The sequence below is a fragment of the Paenibacillus sp. JZ16 genome, assembly GCF_015326965.1.
In the GTDB taxonomy this organism is placed as follows: domain Bacteria; phylum Bacillota; class Bacilli; order Paenibacillales; family Paenibacillaceae; genus Paenibacillus_AQ.
This window is the reverse complement of sequence record NZ_CP017659.1, coordinates 2456881-2479480: the sequence shown is the minus strand read 5'-3', so window position 1 is coordinate 2479480 and position 22600 is coordinate 2456881. Positions and strand designations below refer to the sequence as shown.

General features: G+C 51.1%; 17 protein-coding genes. 11 read left to right on the top strand and 6 right to left on the bottom strand.

Annotated elements, in window-relative coordinates:
- The first annotated feature begins 9 nt into the window (after positions 1-9).
- From BJP58_RS11245 to BJP58_RS11225, 5 genes are all read left to right on the top strand, one after another.
- Positions 10-354: a winged helix-turn-helix transcriptional regulator gene (locus tag BJP58_RS11245; protein ID WP_071223225.1), complete on the top strand. Its 345-nt coding sequence runs from the start codon at positions 10-12 to the stop codon at positions 352-354.
- 145 nt (positions 355-499) lie between these two features.
- Positions 500-2773, top strand: coding sequence for a helix-turn-helix domain-containing protein (locus tag BJP58_RS11240; protein ID WP_194543985.1), 2274 nt, complete (start codon positions 500-502; stop codon positions 2771-2773).
- A gap of 330 nt (positions 2774-3103) precedes the next feature.
- Positions 3104-4720 (top strand): ABC transporter substrate-binding protein, encoded by a 1617-nt coding sequence (locus BJP58_RS11235; protein ID WP_194543984.1) that lies wholly within the window; start codon positions 3104-3106, stop codon positions 4718-4720.
- 10 nt (positions 4721-4730) lie between these two features.
- A complete protein-coding gene (locus BJP58_RS11230; protein WP_194543983.1) occupies positions 4731-5642 on the top strand; it encodes an ABC transporter permease in 912 nt (303 codons plus the stop codon).
- Positions 5642-6571, top strand: coding sequence for a carbohydrate ABC transporter permease (locus BJP58_RS11225; protein ID WP_194543982.1), 930 nt, complete (start codon positions 5642-5644; stop codon positions 6569-6571). Before BJP58_RS11230 ends, BJP58_RS11225 begins: the two co-directional genes overlap by 1 nt.
- 192 nt (positions 6572-6763) lie before the next feature.
- On the opposite strand, the gene BJP58_RS11220 is transcribed toward BJP58_RS11225, so the two are convergent.
- On the bottom strand, positions 6764-7120 hold the full coding sequence (locus BJP58_RS11220) for a VOC family protein (RefSeq protein ID WP_194543981.1): 357 nt from the start codon (positions 7118-7120) through the stop codon (positions 6764-6766).
- A 192-nt stretch (positions 7121-7312) separates the two neighbouring features.
- Here BJP58_RS11220 and BJP58_RS11215 point away from each other — a divergent pair, with 192 nt between their 5' ends.
- Positions 7313-7828: a TetR/AcrR family transcriptional regulator gene (locus tag BJP58_RS11215; protein WP_194543980.1), complete on the top strand. Its 516-nt coding sequence runs from the start codon at positions 7313-7315 to the stop codon at positions 7826-7828.
- A gap of 55 nt (positions 7829-7883) precedes the next feature.
- On the opposite strand, the gene BJP58_RS11210 is transcribed toward BJP58_RS11215, so the two are convergent.
- On the bottom strand, positions 7884-8771 hold the full coding sequence (locus tag BJP58_RS11210; RefSeq protein WP_194543979.1) for a LysR family transcriptional regulator: 888 nt from the start codon (positions 8769-8771) through the stop codon (positions 7884-7886).
- 130 nt (positions 8772-8901) lie between these two features.
- Here BJP58_RS11210 and BJP58_RS11205 point away from each other — a divergent pair, with 130 nt between their 5' ends.
- Complete coding sequence (locus tag BJP58_RS11205; protein WP_194543978.1) at positions 8902-9582, top strand: O-methyltransferase; 681 nt, start codon at positions 8902-8904, stop codon at positions 9580-9582.
- 163 nt (positions 9583-9745) lie between these two features.
- Here BJP58_RS11205 and BJP58_RS11200 read toward each other — a convergent pair whose 3' ends face one another.
- The 4 genes from BJP58_RS11200 to BJP58_RS11185 all read right to left on the bottom strand — a co-directional run bounded on the left by BJP58_RS11200 (position 9746) and on the right by BJP58_RS11185 (position 18145).
- Complete coding sequence (locus BJP58_RS11200) at positions 9746-12880, bottom strand: hybrid sensor histidine kinase/response regulator (RefSeq protein ID WP_194543977.1); 3135 nt, start codon at positions 12878-12880, stop codon at positions 9746-9748.
- Positions 12881-13146: 266 nt separating this feature from the next.
- Complete coding sequence (locus BJP58_RS11195) at positions 13147-16314, bottom strand: MMPL family transporter (RefSeq protein WP_194543976.1); 3168 nt, start codon at positions 16312-16314, stop codon at positions 13147-13149.
- The gene (locus BJP58_RS11190) at positions 16311-16763 is read right to left on the bottom strand and encodes a MarR family winged helix-turn-helix transcriptional regulator (RefSeq protein ID WP_194543975.1); all 453 of its coding nucleotides are present in this window, start codon (positions 16761-16763) and stop codon (positions 16311-16313) included. Before BJP58_RS11190 ends, BJP58_RS11195 begins: the two co-directional genes overlap by 4 nt.
- A gap of 188 nt (positions 16764-16951) precedes the next feature.
- Positions 16952-18145 carry an oxalate decarboxylase family bicupin gene (locus BJP58_RS11185; protein WP_194543974.1) on the bottom strand — a complete coding sequence of 398 codons (1194 nt, stop codon included), beginning with the start codon at positions 18143-18145 and terminating at the stop codon, positions 16952-16954.
- 241 nt (positions 18146-18386) lie between these two features.
- Here BJP58_RS11185 and BJP58_RS11180 point away from each other — a divergent pair, with 241 nt between their 5' ends.
- From BJP58_RS11180 to BJP58_RS11165, 4 genes are all read left to right on the top strand, one after another.
- A complete protein-coding gene (locus BJP58_RS11180) occupies positions 18387-19775 on the top strand; it encodes a four-carbon acid sugar kinase family protein (protein WP_194543973.1) in 1389 nt (462 codons plus the stop codon).
- Between the two features lie 21 nt (positions 19776-19796).
- Positions 19797-20453: a GntR family transcriptional regulator gene (locus BJP58_RS11175; protein ID WP_071223211.1), complete on the top strand. Its 657-nt coding sequence runs from the start codon at positions 19797-19799 to the stop codon at positions 20451-20453.
- Positions 20454-20507: 54 nt separating this feature from the next.
- On the top strand, positions 20508-21530 hold the full coding sequence (locus BJP58_RS11170) for a zinc-dependent alcohol dehydrogenase (RefSeq protein WP_194543972.1): 1023 nt from the start codon (positions 20508-20510) through the stop codon (positions 21528-21530).
- Positions 21531-21608: 78 nt separating this feature from the next.
- Positions 21609-22595: a TRAP transporter substrate-binding protein gene (locus tag BJP58_RS11165; RefSeq protein WP_194543971.1), complete on the top strand. Its 987-nt coding sequence runs from the start codon at positions 21609-21611 to the stop codon at positions 22593-22595.
- Positions 22596-22600 lie beyond the last annotated feature (5 nt).

Genomic DNA, 22600 nt, shown 5'->3' with positions numbered 1-22600 from the left:
GGTGAGATCGTGGAACCTGTTAGAGAAGAGCTGCAGGAAACGCCGGCGTTCAATCATATCTGTTCAGTGCTGCAAATTCTCGGAGCCAAATGGGCGTTTCTAGTCATTGCGCAATTAGCCCAAGGACCGAAACGGTTTAATCAGCTTCACCGGGATGCAGCCATCATCAAGACGCAGTCCTTAACGGATGTGCTGCGGCATTTGGAAGGCAGCGGGATCGTAAGACGCGAGGTATTTCCTACCGTTCCGGTCTCCGTGGAATATTCATTGACCGACAAGGGATTGGACTTCCTGGATTCTTTGAAGGAGATGGAGAAGTGGGCCGAAAAATGGGGAGTGGAACAATCCTCATGACTGCTGCAACAACTATAGTACACATATCAAAAACTCATTTCCGAAAGTGTATAACAGGAAATGAGTTTTCTTTTTTTTGAAAATTACGTATTCTTATAGATAACATTTTCAGATTTGGTTCGAAGGATAGGGAGGTGGTCACCGCTTGCGAATCCATAAGGTTAACCTGCTGACAAAATTGTTGATTTCCTATTTGCTTGTGCTGATGTTTCCCGTGATCGTCATCCTGTGCTATTACTATCCTTATTCGGCAGAAGTGGTGAAAGAGAAGGAAATGGACTGGAATGCGCATATTACGGAGCAGTTCATGACATCGATGGATACGTTTACAAGATATGTGTACAATTTACCGTTTGAGCTGGTGCAGAACCGGGAATTCAAGATGTATAAGGCGGAGGAAAGCGACTACCAGCGGGTGCTTATTGCCAATGAGATGAAAAAATACAATGCAACCGATGCGTTTATTTACAACACCTTGCTGTATGTGAAGAACATCGGTTATTTGTTTTCCAAAACTGGAAGCGCATACAGCCTGGAGGACCTATCCATTCCGGGTGTTGGTTACTATTATGAAAACTGGGCCCACGAAGATATGATCCAGACTCTGAATGATCTTCATTCTCCTGTCGTGAGGCCTGTGGAGAATGTGGTCGTGCCCGGCAATAACCGGGTCAGAATGCTGACCTTCGTGCAGCCGCTGCCGGTAGGGGGCTCGAATTCCCCCGGGGCCGTTATGATCATGGTTAGGGAGGATACGATTGTCCGGATGATGAAATCCGTTTCGGAAACCTACAGCGGCGATTTTTTTGTGCTAGACGGCCAGGGAAGGCGATTGGTATCCTCCAATGATACGTCTTACCAATCTTCCGATGATTTCAAGAAGCTTGTGCATCGTTTAGGGGAAGAGTCAGTTTCCTCTTCGGGTATTCATACCATCAGCGGATCGGACTATCTGGTATCGTCCTCGGTATCGGATAAGAATGGCTGGAAATATGTGAGTTTGCTGCCGGTATCTAAGTCCCTGCAGGGCATTCGGACGATTCAGCTGAATACGGCTATCCTGGTCGGGCTGATTCTGCTGCTTGAAGTGTTCATCATCTATGTATCCATCCGGAAGAACTACCAGCCGATTCGCCGTCTGGTTGATCTCGCCGTACATGTGTTTGAACCACTGGAGCGAAAACCGATGAACGAGATTGATACGATTAAGTATACGTTGGAGGAGCTTTCGCAGGCTAACAGCAAGCTGGACGAGCATGTGAGGGGATCGTTGCCGATTATGCGGGACAACCTGCTGTTTGAGCTGGTGAGTGGGCATATTCCTGACTGGGAGAACTTTGAACAGGAAGCCCGCAGGGTCGGCATCCGGTTTCATCATGATAACTACACGGTTGCCGTGTTGTGCTGCGAAGCGGATGGAGCAGGGCTGGACAAGATATTGGCTTGCTGCCGGGATTACGAGGGACTGCTGCCTGATGATGCCCAAGGCTACTTCTTCAAGAGCATCTATCAGCAGGAATTGATTCTGGTGTGCTCCCATACAGCCGATTTCCCTATCAAATCTTGCGTAGAGCGGCTTCAGGATGAAATATTGGAGCGTACGGGCCAACAGACGGCGATTGGCATCGGCAAGTCTAGCGCTGCCCAATCGCCGGTGGACCTCCATCTCTCCTACCTGCAGGCGCTCCGCACAGCGGAGTTTCTGCGCATCCGGAAGATCGGGACCGTGCTGACCTTTGATAACCTCGAGATCCCCCAAACCGGAGCCGTGTCCTATTTTGCCGAAATCCTGCAATCCCTCGAACTTGCGATCCTTAAGAACGATGCGGCCATGCTGGCCTCTTTGGCGGAGCGAATGATCGGTTACTTAAGCAGTGACAGCCTGCCGCCGCATATGATACGGAGCGTGTATCTCAATACGGTTACCGTCATCTTCAACGGCCTCCAACGGTTCCGTCATGACGACCAGAGCCTGCTTCGGCTCACCGAGGCGGCATTTAACCACCGTTATACGCTGGAGCAGATGATCGGGATTATCAGGGAGAGTTATGCCAAGCTATGCGAGATGATCAGCGAAACGCTCCCCGTGTCCCGTACGGCAACGCAGGAGGAGATTCTGTCCCTCATAGCGGAGAAAGGAATGGATCCAAACTGCTCGCTGCAGATGATGGCCGATTATTTTGATATGTCGGTCTCCAACTTCAGTCATCACTTCAAGAAAACGATGGGGCAAAATTTCAAAGAGTATATCGATCAGCTTCGCATCCAGAAATCCATTCAGCTTTTACGGGATAGCGAGGAGACCCTTGAATCCATTTCCCAACAGGTCGGATACACCAACACCTCGAGTTTTATCCGTTCCTTCAAAAAGATGGTGGGTACGACACCCGGACAATATCGAAATACACATAAAGCATAAACGAAGACCGCTGATGCTGGATAAGGCAGCTTACAGCGGTCTTTTGACGAACCTTTTGGTTATAAGCTTCTTGTGCGGGCGCTTTCGTGAAGCTGAGCAGCTTCATTTTTTGAACGTATACAATATTTGAATTCCCTGTAGCGATCCGGATTGGTTGCGCTTTCATTCATTTTATTATAAGCGCTTTCAAAAAATGAAGATGCTTAAAAAATTGTCCGTTTACGGGGCTCTTCCCCTCCGTTTAGAGTGAAATGTGTCCCAAGGCAAGGCCAATATATGGCCGCATACCCTCATGGACCAGACCAACAAACGAAACCAGGAGGTAATGGAATGAAGAAAAGGGTAAACGTTTTCATCTCGCTCGTCGCCATCACAGCCATGTTGTTAACAGGATGCAGCGGGTCCGGAGGTGACACGAACGAGTCAGCCGAAACACCCGGGGATCAAACAGGCAAAAAAGTAAAGCTCACCGCCATCATTACCAAGCATCCGCTCACGAAGCCGCTGGCTGAAATGGAATGGCTGCAAAAGGTTGAGGAGACGGCGGGCGTGGACATCGAATGGCAGGAGATTACCGCGGATTGGGGACAGAAGAAAGGGACGATGCTGGCCAGCGGCGATATTCCGGATCTGTTCATCGGGCCGAACGTCATTACGGATGCGGACTTTGCGCAATTCCAGGGTTTATTCCAGGATCTGTCCGGCATGCTGGATCAGGCGCCCAACGTACAGAACATGTTTAATGAAAAGCCGGATACGAAAGTGATTGCCACGCAGTCGGACGGCAAAATCTACGGTCTCCCGAAATATCAGCGGTTCTGGCCCGCTACCGCCAGCAGGCAGTTCATTAACCAGCAGTGGTTGGAACAACTGGGCCTGAGCATGCCGACCACATGGGATGAGCTGTATGAAGTCCTGGTGGCCTTCAAAGAGAAGGATGCCAACGGCAATGGCGATCCGAATGACGAGATTCCGATGGATTGGCCGGGAGGCATCGGCGGATATTTTAACCCGGCGGTGCTCCTGGGCAGCATGGGCATTACGCTGACGGACGGCAGCGGACAGGGCTATTTCGTGGAAGACGGTCAAGTGAAGAACTTCCTGACGGATGAACGGTACAAAACGATGGTCGCGTTTCTTAATAAATTGTACAAGGCGGGTCTGATTAACCCGGAAGTGTTCACGCATGATTATACGAAATTTCAATCCATCGCCCGCGGGGAAGGGGATACGGCCAAGGTCGGCTTTACCTGGGGATGGGTGGCGTCCGACCGGTTCGGCGAGCAGCTGGCACCGCAGTATGCTTCCATGCCGCCGATGAAGGTGTCGGCAGATTATGCAGGGAAGCTGTCCTGGAGCTACGATCATTACTCTCTGAACTATGGACCCAACCATATCGTCATGTCCGCCAAGACCAAGAACAAGGAAGCGGCCATGAAATTCATCAACGAGCTTTATGCGCCCGAGGTGGGCATGCAGGTGCTGTTCGGATCCCTCGGACCGAATATTAAAGATAACGGAGACGGTACATATGCCGTTCTGCCTCCGGCCGATGCCAAGATGGATCCGGGCACATGGAAATGGACCTCGACGATGGCGGACAACGGCGCATTTTATATCCCCGATACCTTAGAGTTGACGCTTGGCACGGATATGCAGGAGGTGCTGGGTCAATCGGAGCCGCTGGAGGCGGCCTTGGACGTGGATCCCGATAAAGACGTGTTCCCCGGCATGTTCATCAAGTATTCCACCATGGACAACAACGCCATGAGCCTGAACAACACGAACGTGATGAATCTGGCGGAATCCAGCTTTGCCAAATGGGTGACCAAGGGCGGCGTGGAAGCCGAATGGGACACGTACATCAAGGAAAGCGAGAAGGCAGGCCTGAAGCAGAATCTAGAGATTATGCAAAAATATTACGACGAGTACATGAATCAAAACTAGGAGGGAGGATATGGAATCCCGTAAAAGACAGAACACCTTCAGACGAGACTACCAGCTGTGGATTATGATTTTTCCGGCTATTATCGTCACCCTGTTGTTTAACTATATCCCGATGTACGGCATCCAGCTTGCTTTTCGGGATTACGATTTCAGCAAAGGCTTGACCGGCGGCGAGTGGCGAGGGCTTGCTTACTTTCAGCAATTCATCGACAGTTACCTGTTCACGGATTTGATGCGAAACACGTTTCTGATCAGTCTGGCCACGATCGTGCTTGGCTTTCCGGCTCCAATTATATTGGCCCTCATCCTTAACCAGATCCGCAGAAAAAGAATGAAGCAGCTGATGCAGACTACCGTATACCTGCCCCATTTCATATCCATTATCGTGCTGGTCGGGATGCTGAACGTGCTGCTGTCCTCCGAAACCGGAGTTGTCGGTCACTTCATGAAGGCGGTGGGGCTGGGACATATCAATCTGTTGGCATCCACCTCGACTTTTATCCCGGTGTATGTGCTTTCCGACATATGGCAGCACTGCGGCTGGAACAGCATTATCTATCTTGCAGCCTTGTCCACCGTGGATCCCCAGCTGTATGATGCCGCCAAAATCGATGGGGCCAGCCGATGGCAGACGATCCGGTATGTAGATATTCCCGCCCTCATCCCGACCATCATCATCCTGTTTATCCTCAGCATGGGGAATATCCTTGGGACCGGCTTCGAGAAAATATTTCTGATGCAGAATTCGCTGAACCTTCCCGTCTCGGAGGTCATTGCCACCTACGTCTATAAAATCGGCATCATCTCCAATCAATTCAGCTTGGCTTCGGCCATCGGTTTGTTTAACACGCTCATCAATTTCGTATTCTTGTATGCGATGAACACGATCTCGAAGAGAATGTCGGAAACGAGCCTATTCTAATGATCGGGGAAGGAGAAACGGTTGTGGAACATGAACATACGAGAACGCGTTTAAACGGCAAGGAGTTAGCGTTTAAGATCACATTGGGTTTTCTGTGCAGTATGATTTTTCTGCTGATCGCCTATCCGCTGTACTTTATCATCATTGCATCGTTCAGCGACTCAACGCTCGTATCGACGGGGAAGGTCCTGTTTATCCCCAAAAATATCAGTTTTTTCGGTTACCAGGAGATTTTCAAAGATATGCGGATTTGGACCGGATATCGGAATACGCTGTTTTATACGGTGTTCGGCACCTTGGTTAACATGCTGTTCACGCTTCCGGCAGCTTATGTGCTATCCAGAAAGGAATTCCGCGCCAGACGGCTCATTATGTTTGTTTTCGTGATCACGATGTTTTTCAACGGCGGGCTGATTCCCACCTATTTGTTGATGAAGGGGCTTAGTCTGACGAACACCATCTGGGTGTTTATTCTCCCCTTCTCCGTGAATGTGTTTTATTTGATCATTGCTCGGACCTTTTTTGAGAACTCGCTGCCGCAGGAGCTGCATGAGGCGGCTGTCATGGACGGCTGCTCCCATTTTACCTTTTTCTTTAAAGTGGCCTTGCCGCTGTCCAAAGCGTTGGTATCCGTCATCGGACTCTATTATTTGGTGGGGCACTGGAATGACTTCTTCACCGCGCTGATCTATATCCGGGACACGAAGCTCCAGCCGCTGCAAATCGTTCTGCGGGATATTCTGCTGTCAAACCAGGTGTTCTCTAGCGGTGCCGGAACAGGAGGGGATGCAGGGGGGTATGCGCAGCGTTATGCCGACCAGATCAAGTACGGGGTCATTATTGTATCGACGCTTCCGATTCTGCTCATTTATCCGTTTATGCAAAAATATTTCGAGAAAGGCGTCATGATCGGCTCCATTAAAGGTTAACACGTTCGGTAAATTTACTAATCAAGCTTCAGAGGAGTAGACAAAAAAAGGGACAGTCCCGAAAGATCCAGGATCTGGCGGGACGTCCCTATTTGTTTGTTCTTGTTGTTACTGCAGCATTTGAAGCCGATGGATATTGGCGTTTGCCGCCGTCACTCCCTAGAGGGCAGGGGGCCATGGGCGCAAATGGGATCAGGATTCATGGAGGCTTTCATCCGTGAAGTAGATTCCGTTGCCGGAATCATCCTTGGCACTCAACCAGAGGCCGTCCGGTGTTTCACCCGGTTCGCCGATAAATTGCAGGTTGCCGGGATTGTTCTCGTATATTTCCCGAACAGATGGCACGAGAAAAACAGGTCCAGCTGCATCCGGGCCTCCTTCCGAGACTTGTTCAACCATCAATTCAACGTCGGTACCGGGAAGCTTGAAGGCGACCGTGTAATCTCCTTCGCGCCATGATTCTTCCAAACCGAGCGTGTCGCGATAGAGGCTCTTGCCTGTCTTGATATCTTTGACCGGAACAAAATAAAAAATAACGTTACCTTCCATGTTCTCACCTCGAAATAAAGTATAGTTTCGTGATGTAAGATAATTGGGTTATAGTTAACATAACCGAGTTATGTTGTATAATCAAGCTGTTTTTTTAGAAATGGCTGTCCACAGCTATCAAGATTATATCTCTTAAAGTGCTGCTATGTTAGAATTTAGATATCTTTGCATGAACGTTTCGGAGGGAGTTACATGAGTCATATACCAATACCGGGTACCACGCAGCACAAACTCATACAGGCAGGATTGAAGCGTTTTGCCGAGATGGGATACCACAAAGCGGAAGTTGACGACATTGCTGCCGATGCCGGAGTGACCGTGGGAGCTCTTTATCATCATTACAAATCCAAAAAGAAATTTTACGGCTTGCTTCGGGATGACGTAACGCTTCGAATATTGGATCGCATGGAAGCAGTTGCCGATGCAGCCCCTCCCGATCAGCGCCTGAAATCGGCTCTATTGACCGCTTACGACAGCATGATTCGCCTTAAAACGGGGCGATTGCTGTCTGAGCCAGATCCCCGTAAAGGAGACAATCCCGTTGCCCGTTATCTCGGTCAACTGGCCGCAGCATCAGGAGAAGAGGCTGGCGAAGAATTGGGCATCATTCTGGCGGAGGCACTGCGTGCCGCGTTTGCGCAAGTCGTGGAACATGACGGCAGTGAGGCTGCCATGAGGTCGGTACTAAACAGATTGTTAACGTCTTGATTGGAATGTTTTGGTTATCCTTCACATTAATATGGTAATCAAATGTAACGGGTACTTATGACTGATTCCGGATCATATCCACGAAGTTCATGGCGGCAGCAGATAACGGTTCATGCTTACGGGTGCAGACCGCTATGATATTTTGAAGCTCGATTCCATCGACATAGACCCGGCTCAGTTCGCCGCGCTCCACATACTCTCGTACAACGAGTGAGGACACAAAGTTTGCACCGTATCCGGCAATGACGGCCATAATCGCTTCGTGCAGACCGTTGAATTGCAGCGTAATCCGCGGGGAAGGCGCGCTATGGGTACGGCATAAGGCAAATAAACGTTCTCGCGTTGAACTGCCTTCCTCCCGCATAACAAATGGCTCTCTCATCATCTCTTCCAGGGAGATGCGCTGATTGGCATAGCGGTGATCGGGGGATACGACAAACCATAACTCATCCCGGAACAGCTCCACGATCTGTATCGTATTCGGAGATTCCTCTGGCAGACCGCCGTATATCGCAAGGTCGACATTCATATGTAACAGCTGCTTAAGTGCATCGCTTGAATTGGTGGTGGTTATGCTCATTTCTACTTCTTCGTACCGCTGCTTGTATTTCGCAAGCCAGGCCGGCAGAAGAAAATGGGAAGGAAGATAGGTAGCCGCCATGCGGATCTGTCCCCTCGAACCGCTGCGGTAATCCAGGCAGAACTGTTCAATTTGCTGCTCGACGGAGAAGAGTCTTTTGGCAAGCGGAACGAGCTCGGCTCCGGCCGAAGTCAACCCGATGCCCCTGCCCTGCGGCTTGAACAGAGTAAGGGAGAGTTCCTTCTCGAATTTTTTAATCTGGGCTGTTATGGCGGGTTGGCTTATATTCAACAATTCAGCAGCACGGGTAACACTGCCCGTTGTGGCGATAACGTGAAAGAGCCGTAATGCGTGTAAATTCATGAGTGCCGCACTCCCATTCATTCATATATTTAAGTTATATAAGTCCTTTAAATATATATTATATCTATAACAATAAATCACATACAATGATTTTGTAAGATCCATATGGAGAATAAGGGAGGAAGCGGGCATGAGCAAGAAGGATGATACAGCTGCGACTTGGGATAAAGTAGACGATTACATCACAGAACATTTGATTCCTTATGATGAGGTTTTGGAGAGGATCTTAGCTGCAAATCGGGAGGCCGGATTGCCGGAGATTGATGTATCCAAGGCTCAAGGGAAGCTGCTGAACCTCATCGTTCAGATCAAGGGTGCGAAACGAATTTTGGAGATTGGTACGCTGGGAGGTTACAGTACGATCTGGATGGCTAGAGCACTTGGGGATGGGGGGCGGCTGATTTCACTGGAGCTCGATCCGCATCATGCCGAGATTGCCACATCCAATATTGCGTTGGCCGGACTGGAGGATAGGGTGGAAATCCGGGTAGGCGATGCTGTGCTGCAGCTGGAGCAGCTGGCCAAGGAGAAGGTGGAGCCGTTCGATCTGATCTTCATTGATGCCGATAAACCCAACAATCCGAATTATTTGAAGTGGGCGTTACAGTTCTCACGGCCGGGCACGATCATTATTAGCGATAATGTGATCCGGAATGGAGAAGTGATCGATCATCACAGCACAGACCCTCGGGTGCACGGTATCCGCAAATTCATGGATATGCTGTCCGCCCACTCCGCGATTTCCGGCACGGCAATTCAAACGGTGGGAAGTAAGGGGTATGACGGGTTTTATATCGGAGTTGTATCGTAAGCTGCTAGACTGGAGCATCGTTCCATTTACGGCGATCTGTATCGGTTAATGGCAGAAGGAATAAGAACACGCAGCAATCGGATCCGTCTGTATTTGAAAAAAAGGAGGGTGTCCCAAGATCTTAGATCTGGCGGGATACCCTCCTATTACCGGTTAAGAAACGCTAATGCTCCGAATCGGGAATGACAAAAGATACGCTTGTCCCTACACGGACCTCGCTTTGAATGGAAAGACCGCTCCCATACGTCTGAATCAATCTGCGATTCGTATTGTACAGGCCAATTCCTCTCTTGTCCTCTCGCGGAGCATCCAGCAACCCCTGTACCTTTTCTGTGCTCATTCCCATGCCGTTATCCTTGACCTGAATCAGCGTGGAAAGCTCCTGACGTTCAATGCGAATGTGTACGGTTCCGCCCTTAGCGATTGGCATAATACCGTGCTGTACGGCATTCTCAACCAGAGGCTGAATCGTTAATGGAGGGAGCAGGAGGTGAATGTCCTGATCCACGTTCCATATGACATGGAGCCTGTTGCCATGTCGTTCCTTCTCAACGTACAAATATGCGCGTACAAGTTCGAGTTCTTCCGATAGCGAGACAAATTTGCCGGAGTTTTGATATTGAAAACTAATTTGCAGGTATGAACTAAAGGCCTCGTTAAGTTTTCGCATTCTTTCCACATCAATTTCACTCAATGCGTGGATTGAATTCAAGGTGTTGAACAAAAAATGCGGGTGGATTTGAGCTTGCAGATAGGCAGCTTCCATACGCAGACGCTCGTTCACGGACTGCTTTAACGTAATCAATGACTGGATACGGTATTTAAGCTCCATCGGATCCACTGGTTTCGTGACATAATCGTTGGCACCCGCCCGAAACCCCGCATACATGTCGGAGGGCTCGCTTCGCGCCGTCAACAGAAGCACAGGGAGTTCGGAAGGGGAATAACGTTCTCTTATCTTCCGTGTCAGCTCGTAACCAGAAATCTGCGGCATCATCACGTCTGCAATTACTAAATCCCATGCTTTCGTTCCGAGCAATTCCAGCGCTTCCCCGGCCGATGCTGCTAATTGCAGGTGGTAAGGTTCAGTCATCAATATATTTGCAAGCACTCTCAAATTCACAAAATTATCGTCAACGGCTAAAATGTTCATCTGCTCTTCCACTAACGGGACTTCTGCGGTTAGAAGCGGCTGGTCATTCAGGTCGTTCCGGCTTGCCGCTATTTCTTCATAGGCCTCGAGCCGAACGGCCGATAGGTTCGGGGCCATCTCTACGTCAGTCGAATCCGCCAAAGGCAGCGTGAATGTAAACGTCGAACCCTTTCCGATTTCGGAGTGAACCGTCATCCAGCCGCCATGAAGCTCCACCAATTCTCTGCTGATGCTAAGGCCCAAACCTATGCCGTTGGTGTCGCCGTATCCGGGATCGCCTTGTTCGTATGGCAGAAATACCCGCTGCTGTGTTTCCTGATCCATTCCCGTTCCCGTATCCGTTACCTTGATGAACATTTGCCCGTTCTTGGCGTTGGCCGTTACGGCAATGATTCCTTCCTCGGTATGTTTGATGGCATTATGCAATAAATTCATAAGGATTTGCACCAGCCTCTTTTCATCAGCCATAACGAGAGGGAGGGCTTCGGATGTGTCTATATCCATTTTTAACTGCACGGCTTTTCCTTCGAGCAAATACTTCAGGATATCGATAACGCCATTTACGATAGAGGGAAGGGATAGCGGCTCGGCATGCAGTACGATTCGCTTTTCCCTCAGCCTTACGGCGTCCAGTAGATCATTCAGCAAATGAGACATCTGGCGTCCAACCTTAACAAGGAGCTTCATATCCTCCGCGCTTCGATTGTCCATATTATGCTGTTCCCTGTCTGAGACGCTCTGGGCGATATTCATGATCCCGTGCAGCGGCGTTCGCAGCTCGTGTGAGGTCTGGGCCAGAAACCGGTCTTTCATTTTGTCCGCTTTCTGCAATTCGCGGTTAAGCTTGCTGATTTTATCGACGTTGCGGAAATAACGCTTAAACCAATAGGCAGAGAAACCGATGATGGCCGCGATGACATCAACGGGGTAATACACTTTTGGAAGTTCCTGATATTTGATGAGTGCTCCCCAAATAACACTGGAGAAAACGCCGCTGGCTGCCAAGAGCAGAAAGATTGCGTCATCCCGGCTTGCAGCCACCATTCGCCCGAACATATAGATCGTGATGATGATCGGCAATATATAAAAAACGGTAAAAACTTTATACTCCACCGTCCAGAAAACAAGCGAAGCAGGCGCGATTGCAATAAATCCGGAATATAGAAGCAGGGAAACGCAATATGCGGTAAACCATCGGCTGCGGGTCTTTATGGTGAAACTTCTGGTCATCTTCAATATGAAAAAAGATAGCCAGGAATAAGACAATATGGAGATTTTAAGATCCCAATCGTAATTGATGGACAGCCATTTCAGCAGTAAATCGTCATCTGACACTCCAATCGTCACAGATGCGGTGAGAAGCAGCAGAAAAAAATCAAGAAGCGTCCATTCCCGCGGATTGAATAAGAACAGGATGCAGGAATACAGACTGTGAAGGATGAGCACAACGAATGTAATGAGCTGAAGATCGATGGAAAGTCCGCGTTCACCATGGATGGCTTGGCTGGATCCCAGCTTGATGGAATTTACAATTCCGCCTTGGCGTGGATGCTCATGGTTGGCCACGCGTATAATCAAATCGATGTCTTGCGTGTGTTTGGCGGGAGCGTAATCGACAACGAAGGGACTTCGAGCCGGTGAATAGTTGTCTTTGCCGTCCTCTCCGGTGTTGCCCATCTCTCCCATCTTAAGGCCGTTTATCTCGACACTCGCCGAAGCCTGGATCTGCTGGATCCAGAACGAAAGGGGAGCGGTTAAGGATGGATCGACCAGAATACGAAGCCGATAGGTTCCGGTACCATAGGCAGATCCGGATTCCTCCGTTTGGCTCCCCCGCCAATTTCCCGGTACCTGCACATAGCGATGCTGCGGATTGGTTTGCTCCAGTTCTTGTTTTGTGGCAAGCATGTCAGGGTAGAACTCCCATTCTCCATCCAATGTAATGGATTTGGAATGAGTGAGGTCCCAGCTGCGTAAGTCGAGCACCCCTTGGGAAGCTTTCGGATGGTGGGGAGGAACGAAGGCCTCGATCCAATACCACCGAAGGCTGAGGAGCACGGACAGAAAAACAGCAACGGCCAATATATACTGTAGAATCTTTTTAGTTTGAATGCGATAGGTATGGTTTGCAGATCGTGTTGGCACTGTTCACGTTCCCTTTTAGTTTTGGTATGGTTTGAAATCCGAGAATTCTTCTTCTTAATATACGAGAAAATGTGACGATCGTATAGCTATTCTCCAACAAAAAGCATTCGTTCGGTTCTTTGGTAGTAGTCCCAAGTACTCACGGTTAAGGTTTCCGTTCACTTTTATTGAAATGGCATAGAAAATAACCGCCTTTTTACCTGTCATGAATCAGGAAAAAGACGGTTATGGTGATCATTGTTAGATTGGGGTCACCCTTGTAATGGCTACACTCCTACGTCATGTCCGGAAGGGCTCTTTGCATCCTGCTCCTTCGGGGTGAACGGCCACCAGTTAGCCCGGCCGAAGATACGGACCATCACCGGTACGAAGAATGGAAGGAACAGGAGTGCGTATAGCACAAGTCCAACCAGGACAACCGTTGCGATCTGCATCATGGACAGTACGCCGGACGGATACATCGCCGCAAAGGTACCGCCAAGAATGACTACTGCGGACAGGATCACAGTACCCATGTTGCGCATGGCATGCAGAATGGCATCCTGAACATTCCAGGACTTGTTCTCGTTGAAACGCGCCATTAGGAAGATGCTGTAATCCACCCCAAGCGCAATCAGCATGACAAAGCTGAAGAACGGCGTGGCCCAGGTAATGCCGGAATACCCGAAGCCGTGAACGAATATCATCTCCGTAACGCCGACAGCGGTAAAGTATGTGATGACCAGTGAAACAATCAGATAGATCGGCATCACGATGGAGCGCAGCAGCACGACCAGGATAATGAAGATTCCGCTCAGCATGAGAATCACGGTTCGCGTGTAGTCTTCATTCGATATGTTCTGCAAATCGTTGTTCGTGCTGGTAATGCCGCTGATGGCAACCTCGGCATTCTCCAATTTCGTATCTTTTACTGCGCGATCTACAGCGGATTGAATCTGTTCGACGCTGCCCAGCGCCTCTTCGCTGTACGGATTGGTTGCCAGAACCACATCCAGCGTCATTACTTTGCGATCATCGCTGAGATAGGTATCGAATACCGTCTGGAACTCTTCATTCTCAAGGGCTTCCTGCGGAATGAAGAACCCGCTGAGCTCTTCATCCTGAACGTCCTGGATCTGCTGCAGATAATCCTGTGCGGAATGCAGTCCGTCCGAAATTTGCTTCAATCCGTCCGCGCTGGCGTTCAGGCCTTCCGTTAGTTCTCCGATCTGGCCGGTTAGATCGCCAAAGCCGTCGGCAAGCTGCTTCTGTCCGCCTTGCAGCTGGTCCAGACCGCCTGTAATGGAAGGGATTTGGCTCACGATCTGTCCTTGCCCGTTAGCTGCCTGTGAAAGGCCGGATTGAAGCTCGGCGATACCGGACACAAGCTGCTGAAGACCGTTGGCAAGCGCCGTTTGACCGGCGGCTGCCTTGGCGTAGCCGGCGTTGGCTTCCGATAAGCCGGCTGACGCGCCTTTAAGCTGCTCGGAGATTTGTCCTAACCCTGCTGCCAGCTCGGCTGTGCCTGCGGCTGTTTGTGTAACGGTACCTTTGATGGTTTGATAGTCGGCATCCTGAATGAGTTCCGGGTGGTTGCTCTCCAGTCCCGTGAAGGAGCCTTCAAGTCCGCTCAGTGCAGCCGCAACGCCGCCCAGCTGTTCTTTAAGTCCGGCAACGCCGCCTTCAAGAGCTGCTAATCCGGTATCAAGCTGTTTATAACCTTGGAGTAGCTGGGCATGAGCTGCAGCTAACTCTTTCGCGCTTTTCGCAGCCTGGGCAAGCCCTGCTTTGAGTTCGCCTGCGCCTGCGCTGCCGCTCTGGATTCCTTTTTGGATAGCGCTGAGGCCTTGGCCAAGCTCCGTGATGCCGTCCTTGAGGTCGGCGGTTCCCTTGGTCAGCTCCTTGGCTCCCGCTGCGGCTTCATTCAGCTTCGGCGTATTCTCGCTGAGCTGCTTGCCTGCTTCGGATAGTCCATTCTGAATCTGGGTCAGTCCGTCTTTGGACTCTCCCAATCCTTCATTTAACGTTTTCACTTGAGTCGGAATGAGGAAATCGTTGATTTGCTCGCCGGTTGGCCGGGAGAGCCCGCGTACGCTGGACACGCCATCAACCTTTTCCACTTCCCGGCTGATTTTTTCCGCGAGTCCCATGTATTCCGCCGTATCCATGCGGTCATCGTTCTTGATCACGATGGTGGATGGCAGCGATTGTCCGGGGCCGAAGCTGTCCGAAATAATGTTAAAGCCCTTGACCGAAGCGTAACTTGGCCCGATTTCCTCCAGGCTGTTAAACGACAGCTTGCCGCTGTATGTAGCCAGGAAAGGGGCAACGATAACGGCTACGACAAGCAATGCAGCCCAAGGGCGCTTAAGCGAGAAGGAACCTGCCGCCCCCCAAAGCTTGTTTTCGCTATGCTCCAGCTTGCCGCGTGACGGCCAGAAAAGCTTCTTGCCCAGCACCGCCATGAAGAATGGAACGACGGTAACCAATGCCAGGAGCATAACGGCGATGCCGATTGCAACCGCAACCGCGGATTTGTACAGAATGAATTTGGATAACCCGATGGCTGCAAAGCCGACAAATACGGCAAGCCCGGAATAGATCACGGTGCCGCCTGCTTTTCGGTAAGTCTCGATGATCGCCGTCTTGGTATCCTCCGACGTGGTGAGTTCTTCCTTAAACCGGCTGATCAGCAGGATACAGTAGTCGGTCCCGATCCCGAACATGACGGCTACCATAAAGATCTGAGTGAAGGTCGATATCGGGAAGTTGAACTGGTCCACAAGAAAAGAAACGACCGACTGCGACACGATATAACTGAGCCCTACGGTCAACAACGGGACGAACGGTGCCACGAAGGAACGGAATACAACGAACAGAATGAGGAGAATAAAGACAACTGTAATGTATTCCGTTTTCTTCAGGCCTTCCTCGGAGCTGACGATGGTGTCTTCATTAATGAGGCCTTCGCTTGTCAGGTAATGATCGGCTTGAACGCCTTCCAGCACCTGATTAACCTTCTGTGGCAGCTCTTTGACGGCTTCCTGGCCGCCGCTGACCTGAAGCGCGACCATGATGGTCTTGCCGTCTTTGGCGATGAGCGTATCTTCCAGCTCCGTCTGTGTGAACGGTTCATTTATGGAATCGATATGGAGGCTTTCTTTATTATCGTTTAAAGCTTGAACACCCTCCCGGATGCTCTCCTTATCCGATTCGCTTAACCCATCGGGTTTATTGAAGACGAGCGCAACCTGATGCAGGGTTTCCCCTTCCTCGCCGCCGGAGGCCTCCTTGAGAATTTCCGCCGCACGCGAAGAGGTATAACCGTCCGGTACGGATAATTGCCCTTTCTCCCGCACCAGATCCGACATGGACGGCGCGAACAAAAACAGCATAACTGCGGCAGCCAGCCACAGAACGATAATGGCCCATCTTGCTTTCAGTATGGCTTTCAATTCTTTCTCCCCCCTGATTCAAACATCAATTGCCCCAGTTTCTCGAACATCGAGATAAACATTTCGATATCTTTTTCTTCAAAATGCTGCAGGTAAGGGGAGACGATCTCCCTCATCTGTTCCTGGGCAGATTCAAAAATCGTATGTCCGTATTCCGTCAAAGTCAGATACACCAGCCTGCGATCTGCTTCGTCCCGGGTTCTGTCGATAATGCCGGCATCCACGAGACGGTTGACGATAGCCGTAACCGAGCTTTTGCCAACCGCGAGAGCTTCCGCCAGATAGGATGAAGTACAGTAATCCGTGCCGTTGATCAAGCGTACCACTTGAAACTGGTCACTGGTCAGATCCTCGCCGAGCTGCTCTCGAATCTGGGCGTTGATCCGCCTCGATACAAGCAGATAGACATCGACATACCGGTCGATCCACTGCTTTGCCTTGTCGTTCAATGATAGTTCTCCTCTCAAATAGTTCACGTGTGAAATAGTTTCATTAATGAACTATATGGCAGAAGGAAAGAAAAGTCAATATCCGCATGACGGCACATTCAGACCGCCTTGGAATAAAATTCTCTGGCAGGTCTGTATGACGTTAATTCTACAGATCAATGTCCTCGACCAAGCGGGGAGGCGGGAACTTATCTCGGGTAATACGAATATCCCGGGTATTTCACGACGGGCCACTTTTCTTTGCGCAAAGCATCGGTGACTTCGTTTCCGACTTTCAGGTTATCCTGGACCAGATCCCGAGGGGTCAAGGCCATCCACTGATTCAAGGAGATATCCTCGAACCGGTCGCTTCTGAACATCTCCAGAAACCACAGAGTTTCCGTACCCGTGTTCTGTATGTAGTGGCCGAAGGCAAATGGGACATAACCGACATCGCCGGCTCTGTAATCGAAGGTCCGTGCCGCTCCATTGCCGGCGAATACGGTCATTCGTCCTTGTCCGGTCAAGTAATACTGCCACTCATCCTGATTCGGATGCCAGTGAAGCTCCCGCATGGCGCCCGGTTTGATCTCGACAAGCGCGGCCGCTACGGTTTTGGAGATCGGAAAATTGCTGGAATCCACGATTCTTACGCTTCCGCCGGGAGTTATGATCGGCTCTTGCGCCAGCAGCCGATGCTTGAAACTCAGCGGCACCTTCCCGTAAGGAGACTGGACCTCTTGGCTCTCGAGCGAACCTGGCACCTGATCCTGAAAAATATAAACCTGTTCCTTCGGGATACGGCTAAACGCGTTCTCCGGAACGCCGAAGTTGGCGGACAGCACATCCTTTGGCGTGTGGGCAAACCAGTCGGAGATCGATAGGGTATTCAGGTCTGAGAAGTGGCCGTCATCGAACACCAGCAGGAATTCACAGCCTTCCTCGAGTCCCTGGATCGAGTGGGGGAGACCGGCCGGAAAATACCACAGATCGCCAGGCCCCACATCCGCGATGAAATTTCTGCCGCTTGCATCCATGGCCGTAATTCTGGCGCTGCCCCAGATCATATAGGCCCACTCCGCCTGCTGATGCCAATGAAGCTCCCGGACGCCGCCGGGCGTAAGGCTCATATTCACGCCAGCCAGCGTGGTTGCAATCGGGAGGTCCCGTACCGTAATTTCCCGCGACCAGCCGCCATGATTTAGCTGCATATGCGTGTCGGAGAACGACATTTTCAGATTGGGCATCAAGCCCGCATCCGTGGCCGGGGGCACAAGCATGTCGGGATTCTCGATATCCCTCATCACATCCCGCGGGCCATAGTCCGGCCCGCCTGCTCCGTCGCTGCGTATCGGTTGGGGTACGCGGTTGTCATTTCCTCTGTTTCGGTTCTGATCTCCCATGAATCGATATCTCCCTCTCAAGTTTTTTTGCGTAACTTATCCGGTTAAACGGCTATCCATAATGGTTATGAGCCATTGCTTGGCTAATATGTTGAGGAATGCGAGGTCAGTCAAAGACGGTTTTCGCAATGATATTTCTCACGTCAAAACGAAAAGGTGGTTGACATTTGAAAGCGCTGCAAATACAATAGGTCTCAAATAGATCTATGATAGATCTATCATAGATTCGGGAGGGACAAGCATGAACCACAATGAGCTGCTGCTTGCTTTTTATGGCGATGACTTTACAGGTTCAACGGATGCGATGGAGGCGCTGGCCCGAAGCGGTTACCGCACGGTGTTGTTTCTGGAAGCTCCTTCGCTTGATCGGCTGAAGAAGTTTGAAGGCATCCGTTGCATCGGGGTGGCAGGTACAAGCCGAGCCAAATCTCCGGAGGATATGGAGGCCGAGCTCCGGCCGGTATTTGAGAAGCTGTCCATGAGCGGCGCGCCGCTCGTCCACTATAAGACATGCTCCACCTTCGACTCTTCGCCTGAGGTTGGCAGTGTCGGCCACGCGATTGGGGTGGCAAGAGACTATTTTCCAGATCAGGTGACGGTTCCGCTGCTGGTCGGCGCGCCCCGCCTTGGACGTTATACGCTGTTCGGCCAGCATTTTGCGAAAATGCATGATACGGTGTACCGTCTGGATCGGCATCCCGTCATGTCGCAGCACCCTTCCACGCCGATGCATGAGGCGGATTTGCGCCTTCATCTTGCACAGCAGACGGCGGATTCCATAACTTTAATGGATATTGTAGAACTGGATGGAGACAAGGATACGGTTCTTCGCCGATATCGTGATAAACTGGGGGAGAAGCCGGGAATTCTGCTGTTTGATGCCTTGGATGAGGACAGGCTTAAGCGGTGCGGCCAGCTGATTCAGGACAAACCCGAAGGGGCGGGGACATTTGTTGTCGGGTCGTCCGGCGTCGAATACGCTTTGGCTGCCCATTGGGATGAGCTCGGACTTGCTTCTCCTTCGTCGGAGAATAACAAATCTGATGCGACCATTCGGCCAACCGATGCCATTCTGGTAGTGTCCGGGAGTGCTTCACCGGTCAGTCAGCTTCAGATTGAGCGTGCGATAGCCGAAGGGTATCACGGCATGCGTATTACGCCGGCCATGATCGGGGGTACAGATGATGCTGCCCGGCTGGGGCTTGTCCAGCAAGCGGTGGATAAGCTCCAAGAAGGACAAAGTGTGGTGCTTTATACGGCGCTGGGCCCAGAGGATGAAGCGATCGGTGAGACACGAACGCGGTTGAAGACCATGGGACTATCCGGAGCGGAAGCGGGCGAGTACATCGGCAGAAGCCTCGGGAAATTAACCAAGCATGTCATGGATCAAGCCGGGCTGCGCCGAATTGTCATTGCTGGGGGAGACACCTCCGGTTTTGTCACCAGCGAGATAGGCGCTTACGGGTTGGAGATGATATGGGACGTATCCCCGGGGGCTCCGCTGTGCAAGGTATATTCGGACGACGCAAGCCTGGACGGTCTGGAATTGGCTCTTAAGGGCGGACAGCTGGGATCGCCGGATTATTTTATCAAAGTGCGGGATGCCGGTTTTCCTGAACCGGATCAATAGCCAAGATAGGAGAATACACGAATGACGATGGATAAAAGCAAAGGGGCAGCTTCTTCTCTTCTGTTAAAAGATGTGGCCTATAACGAGATTAAGGAAAGCATTCTGAACGAGAAATTCGAGCCGGGTCGATTCTTGTCCGAGCGAGAATTGATTGAGCTGCTGGGAATGAGCAAGACGCCGATCAAAGCGGCGTTGACGCGGCTGGAGACAGAGGGCTTTGTCACCGTTTCCTCGAAGCAGGGCATCATCATCAATGATCTATCCGTAAACCGGATTGTAGACATATACGATCTGCGGATTGCGCTGGAGACGTTCAACTGCCAGCAGATCGAATCCAGACTCACGCCTGAGCAGGAGAAGGAGCTGGAGGGCAATCTTGCCGAAACTGCCGACATCGTCAGCCGGCTTGATGTCAAAAATTTCGCTCAAGCCGACCATGATTTCCACTTGATCATTTGCGAATGTACGGGCAACCAGGAAATACACCGGGTGCTGCTGAACTACCATGATCATCTGCAGCGAATCACCCGCCGGCATTTGCGGAAGGATCCGCACCGGATGGAGAAGTTCCTGGAGGATCACTGGAAGATCTATGAGGCGCTCAAGACCGGCAAGGAGAGCAGCGCCGAGGTGATGCGCAAGCATTTGCAGGAATCGAAGCAAGCGCTTTTTATATAACAGAGAGATACGGGATCAGACCGCCATCTTGAATGACTACAAGGGGGAGAGACAATGAAGGCTGTATATGTTGAGGATGCGTACAAAGTTGTCGTTAAAGACGTGGACGTACCGGAGATCGGGGCAGGGGAGGTTCTGATCCGGGTCAAAGCCGCCGGCATTTGCGGATCGGATATTCATACCTACAAGGGACTGCACTTGTTTCGGAAGCCGCCCGTCATTATCGGCCACGAAGTGTCCGGCGAAATCGTGAAGGTGGGTAAGGACGTCATATCCTTTCAGATTGGTGATCGGGTAACCGTGGAGCCTCAGGTCGGCTGCGGCAAATGCGATTACTGCTTGACGGGCAGAACGAATTATTGCGCCGAGCGGGGAGCGCCGGGCTTGAAGGGCTGGTATGGCTCGATGGCCGAGTACTTTGCTGCGCCGGAAGCATGCGTATTCAAACTGCCGGATCAGCTGGATCATGAGCTGGGTGTGCTGGTTGAGCCCTTCGCGGTAGGGGTCCATGCGGTACGCAAGGCCGGGATCGAAGTAGGAGACAAGGTCGCTATTCTCGGTGCCGGACCGATCGGGCTGCTCGCCATGACGGCTGCGAAGGCTGCCGGTGCTACAACGCTCATGGTGACCGACGTCATGGATTATGCGCTTGAATCCGCCAAAGAGATGGGGGCTACCCACACTTTGAACATTCGCGGCAAGGGAGGCTGGACCGAGGAAGCGAAGGTGGAAATTGCCGGCGAATTCGATAAGGTACTGATTGCAGCCGGGGTCCCCGGGATCGTGGATGATGCCCTTGCCTTGCTTCGCAAAGGCGGCCGCTGCGTAACGATAGCCATGTTCCATGGCACGCAAACCTTCGATATCGTGAATCTGCAGCAGACCGAGAAGGAAATTGTCGGCTGCATGACGTACACGCGTGAGGATACCATTTCCGCCATCGATTTGTTAGCAAGCGGAGCGGTGGACGTCAAAGCCGTCATATCCCATCGACTGTCTTATGAAGATGCCGCGGAAGGATTCCGCCTGGTAGACAAGAAGGAAGACGCTTCCTTGAAGGTCATCGTCACCTTTTAATTATCAACATTTCCCCGCAGCTTCTGCTTCTAGTGGCGGAGGCTGCAGGAACTTCATATCAGATTGGGGGAACGACAAATGTGGAAAAGACTCGCAGTTGTCATGGTGGCTGCACTACTCATTGTAAGCGCTTTATTTATAACGAAACCGAATACGGATGAGGGCCCGATCAAGCTGAGGCTCGGTCACATAACGGGCGAATCCGATCCGTGGCATCTGGGCGCGCTTAAATTTGCGGAATTGGTGAAGGAGAAAACGGGCGGTGAGATCGAGGTAGAGGTGTATGCCAGCTCGATGCTCGGGAATGACCGAGACCTGATCGAAGGGATGCAGATCGGATCGGTGGATTTTGCCCTGCCGGCGGGCGTATTATCGAATTTCTACAGCCCTTATGCCATTTTGGAGCTGCCGTATTTGTTCCGGGACAAGCAGCATTTGGAGAACGTGCTCTATGGGGATGTCGGTAACGAACTGAAGCAGAGCTTGCTGGATAATGCCGAGGTCCGCGGTCTGGAGTTCTGGATGAGAACCCCACGCGAGTTGACTGCCAACAAAAAGATTGAAACGCCAAACGATCTGCGCGGCTTGAAAATCCGCGTGCCGGAGATTCCGGCTTCCATTGCGGCTTGGGAAGCAATGGGGGCGACGCCGACGCCAATGGCCTTTGGCGAAGTCTATTCATCGCTGCAAACCGGGGTTATTGACGCACAGGAGAATCCGGTTGCTTTTACAGCCAGCTCCAAGATTCAAGAAGTCCAGAAGTATATGATGATGACCGATCATGTATACGGTTACGTGATGCTCGCGATGAGTGAAGTGACGTATCAACGCTTGAATGAGTTTCAGCGTCAAGCTATTGAAGAAGCGGCCAAAGAAGCGACGGAATACGAGAATCAGCTGGTCTTTGAACAAGAAGAGCAGATTATCAATGAGCTTAAAGAATTCGGTACGGAGTTCGTGGAAGTGGATAAGGGGCCGTTCGAGGCGGCAGCTAAATCGGTGCATGAACGCTTTGCCAACATGTACGGAAGAGAGCTGTACGACAAAATCATCAATACGCCATAACCATT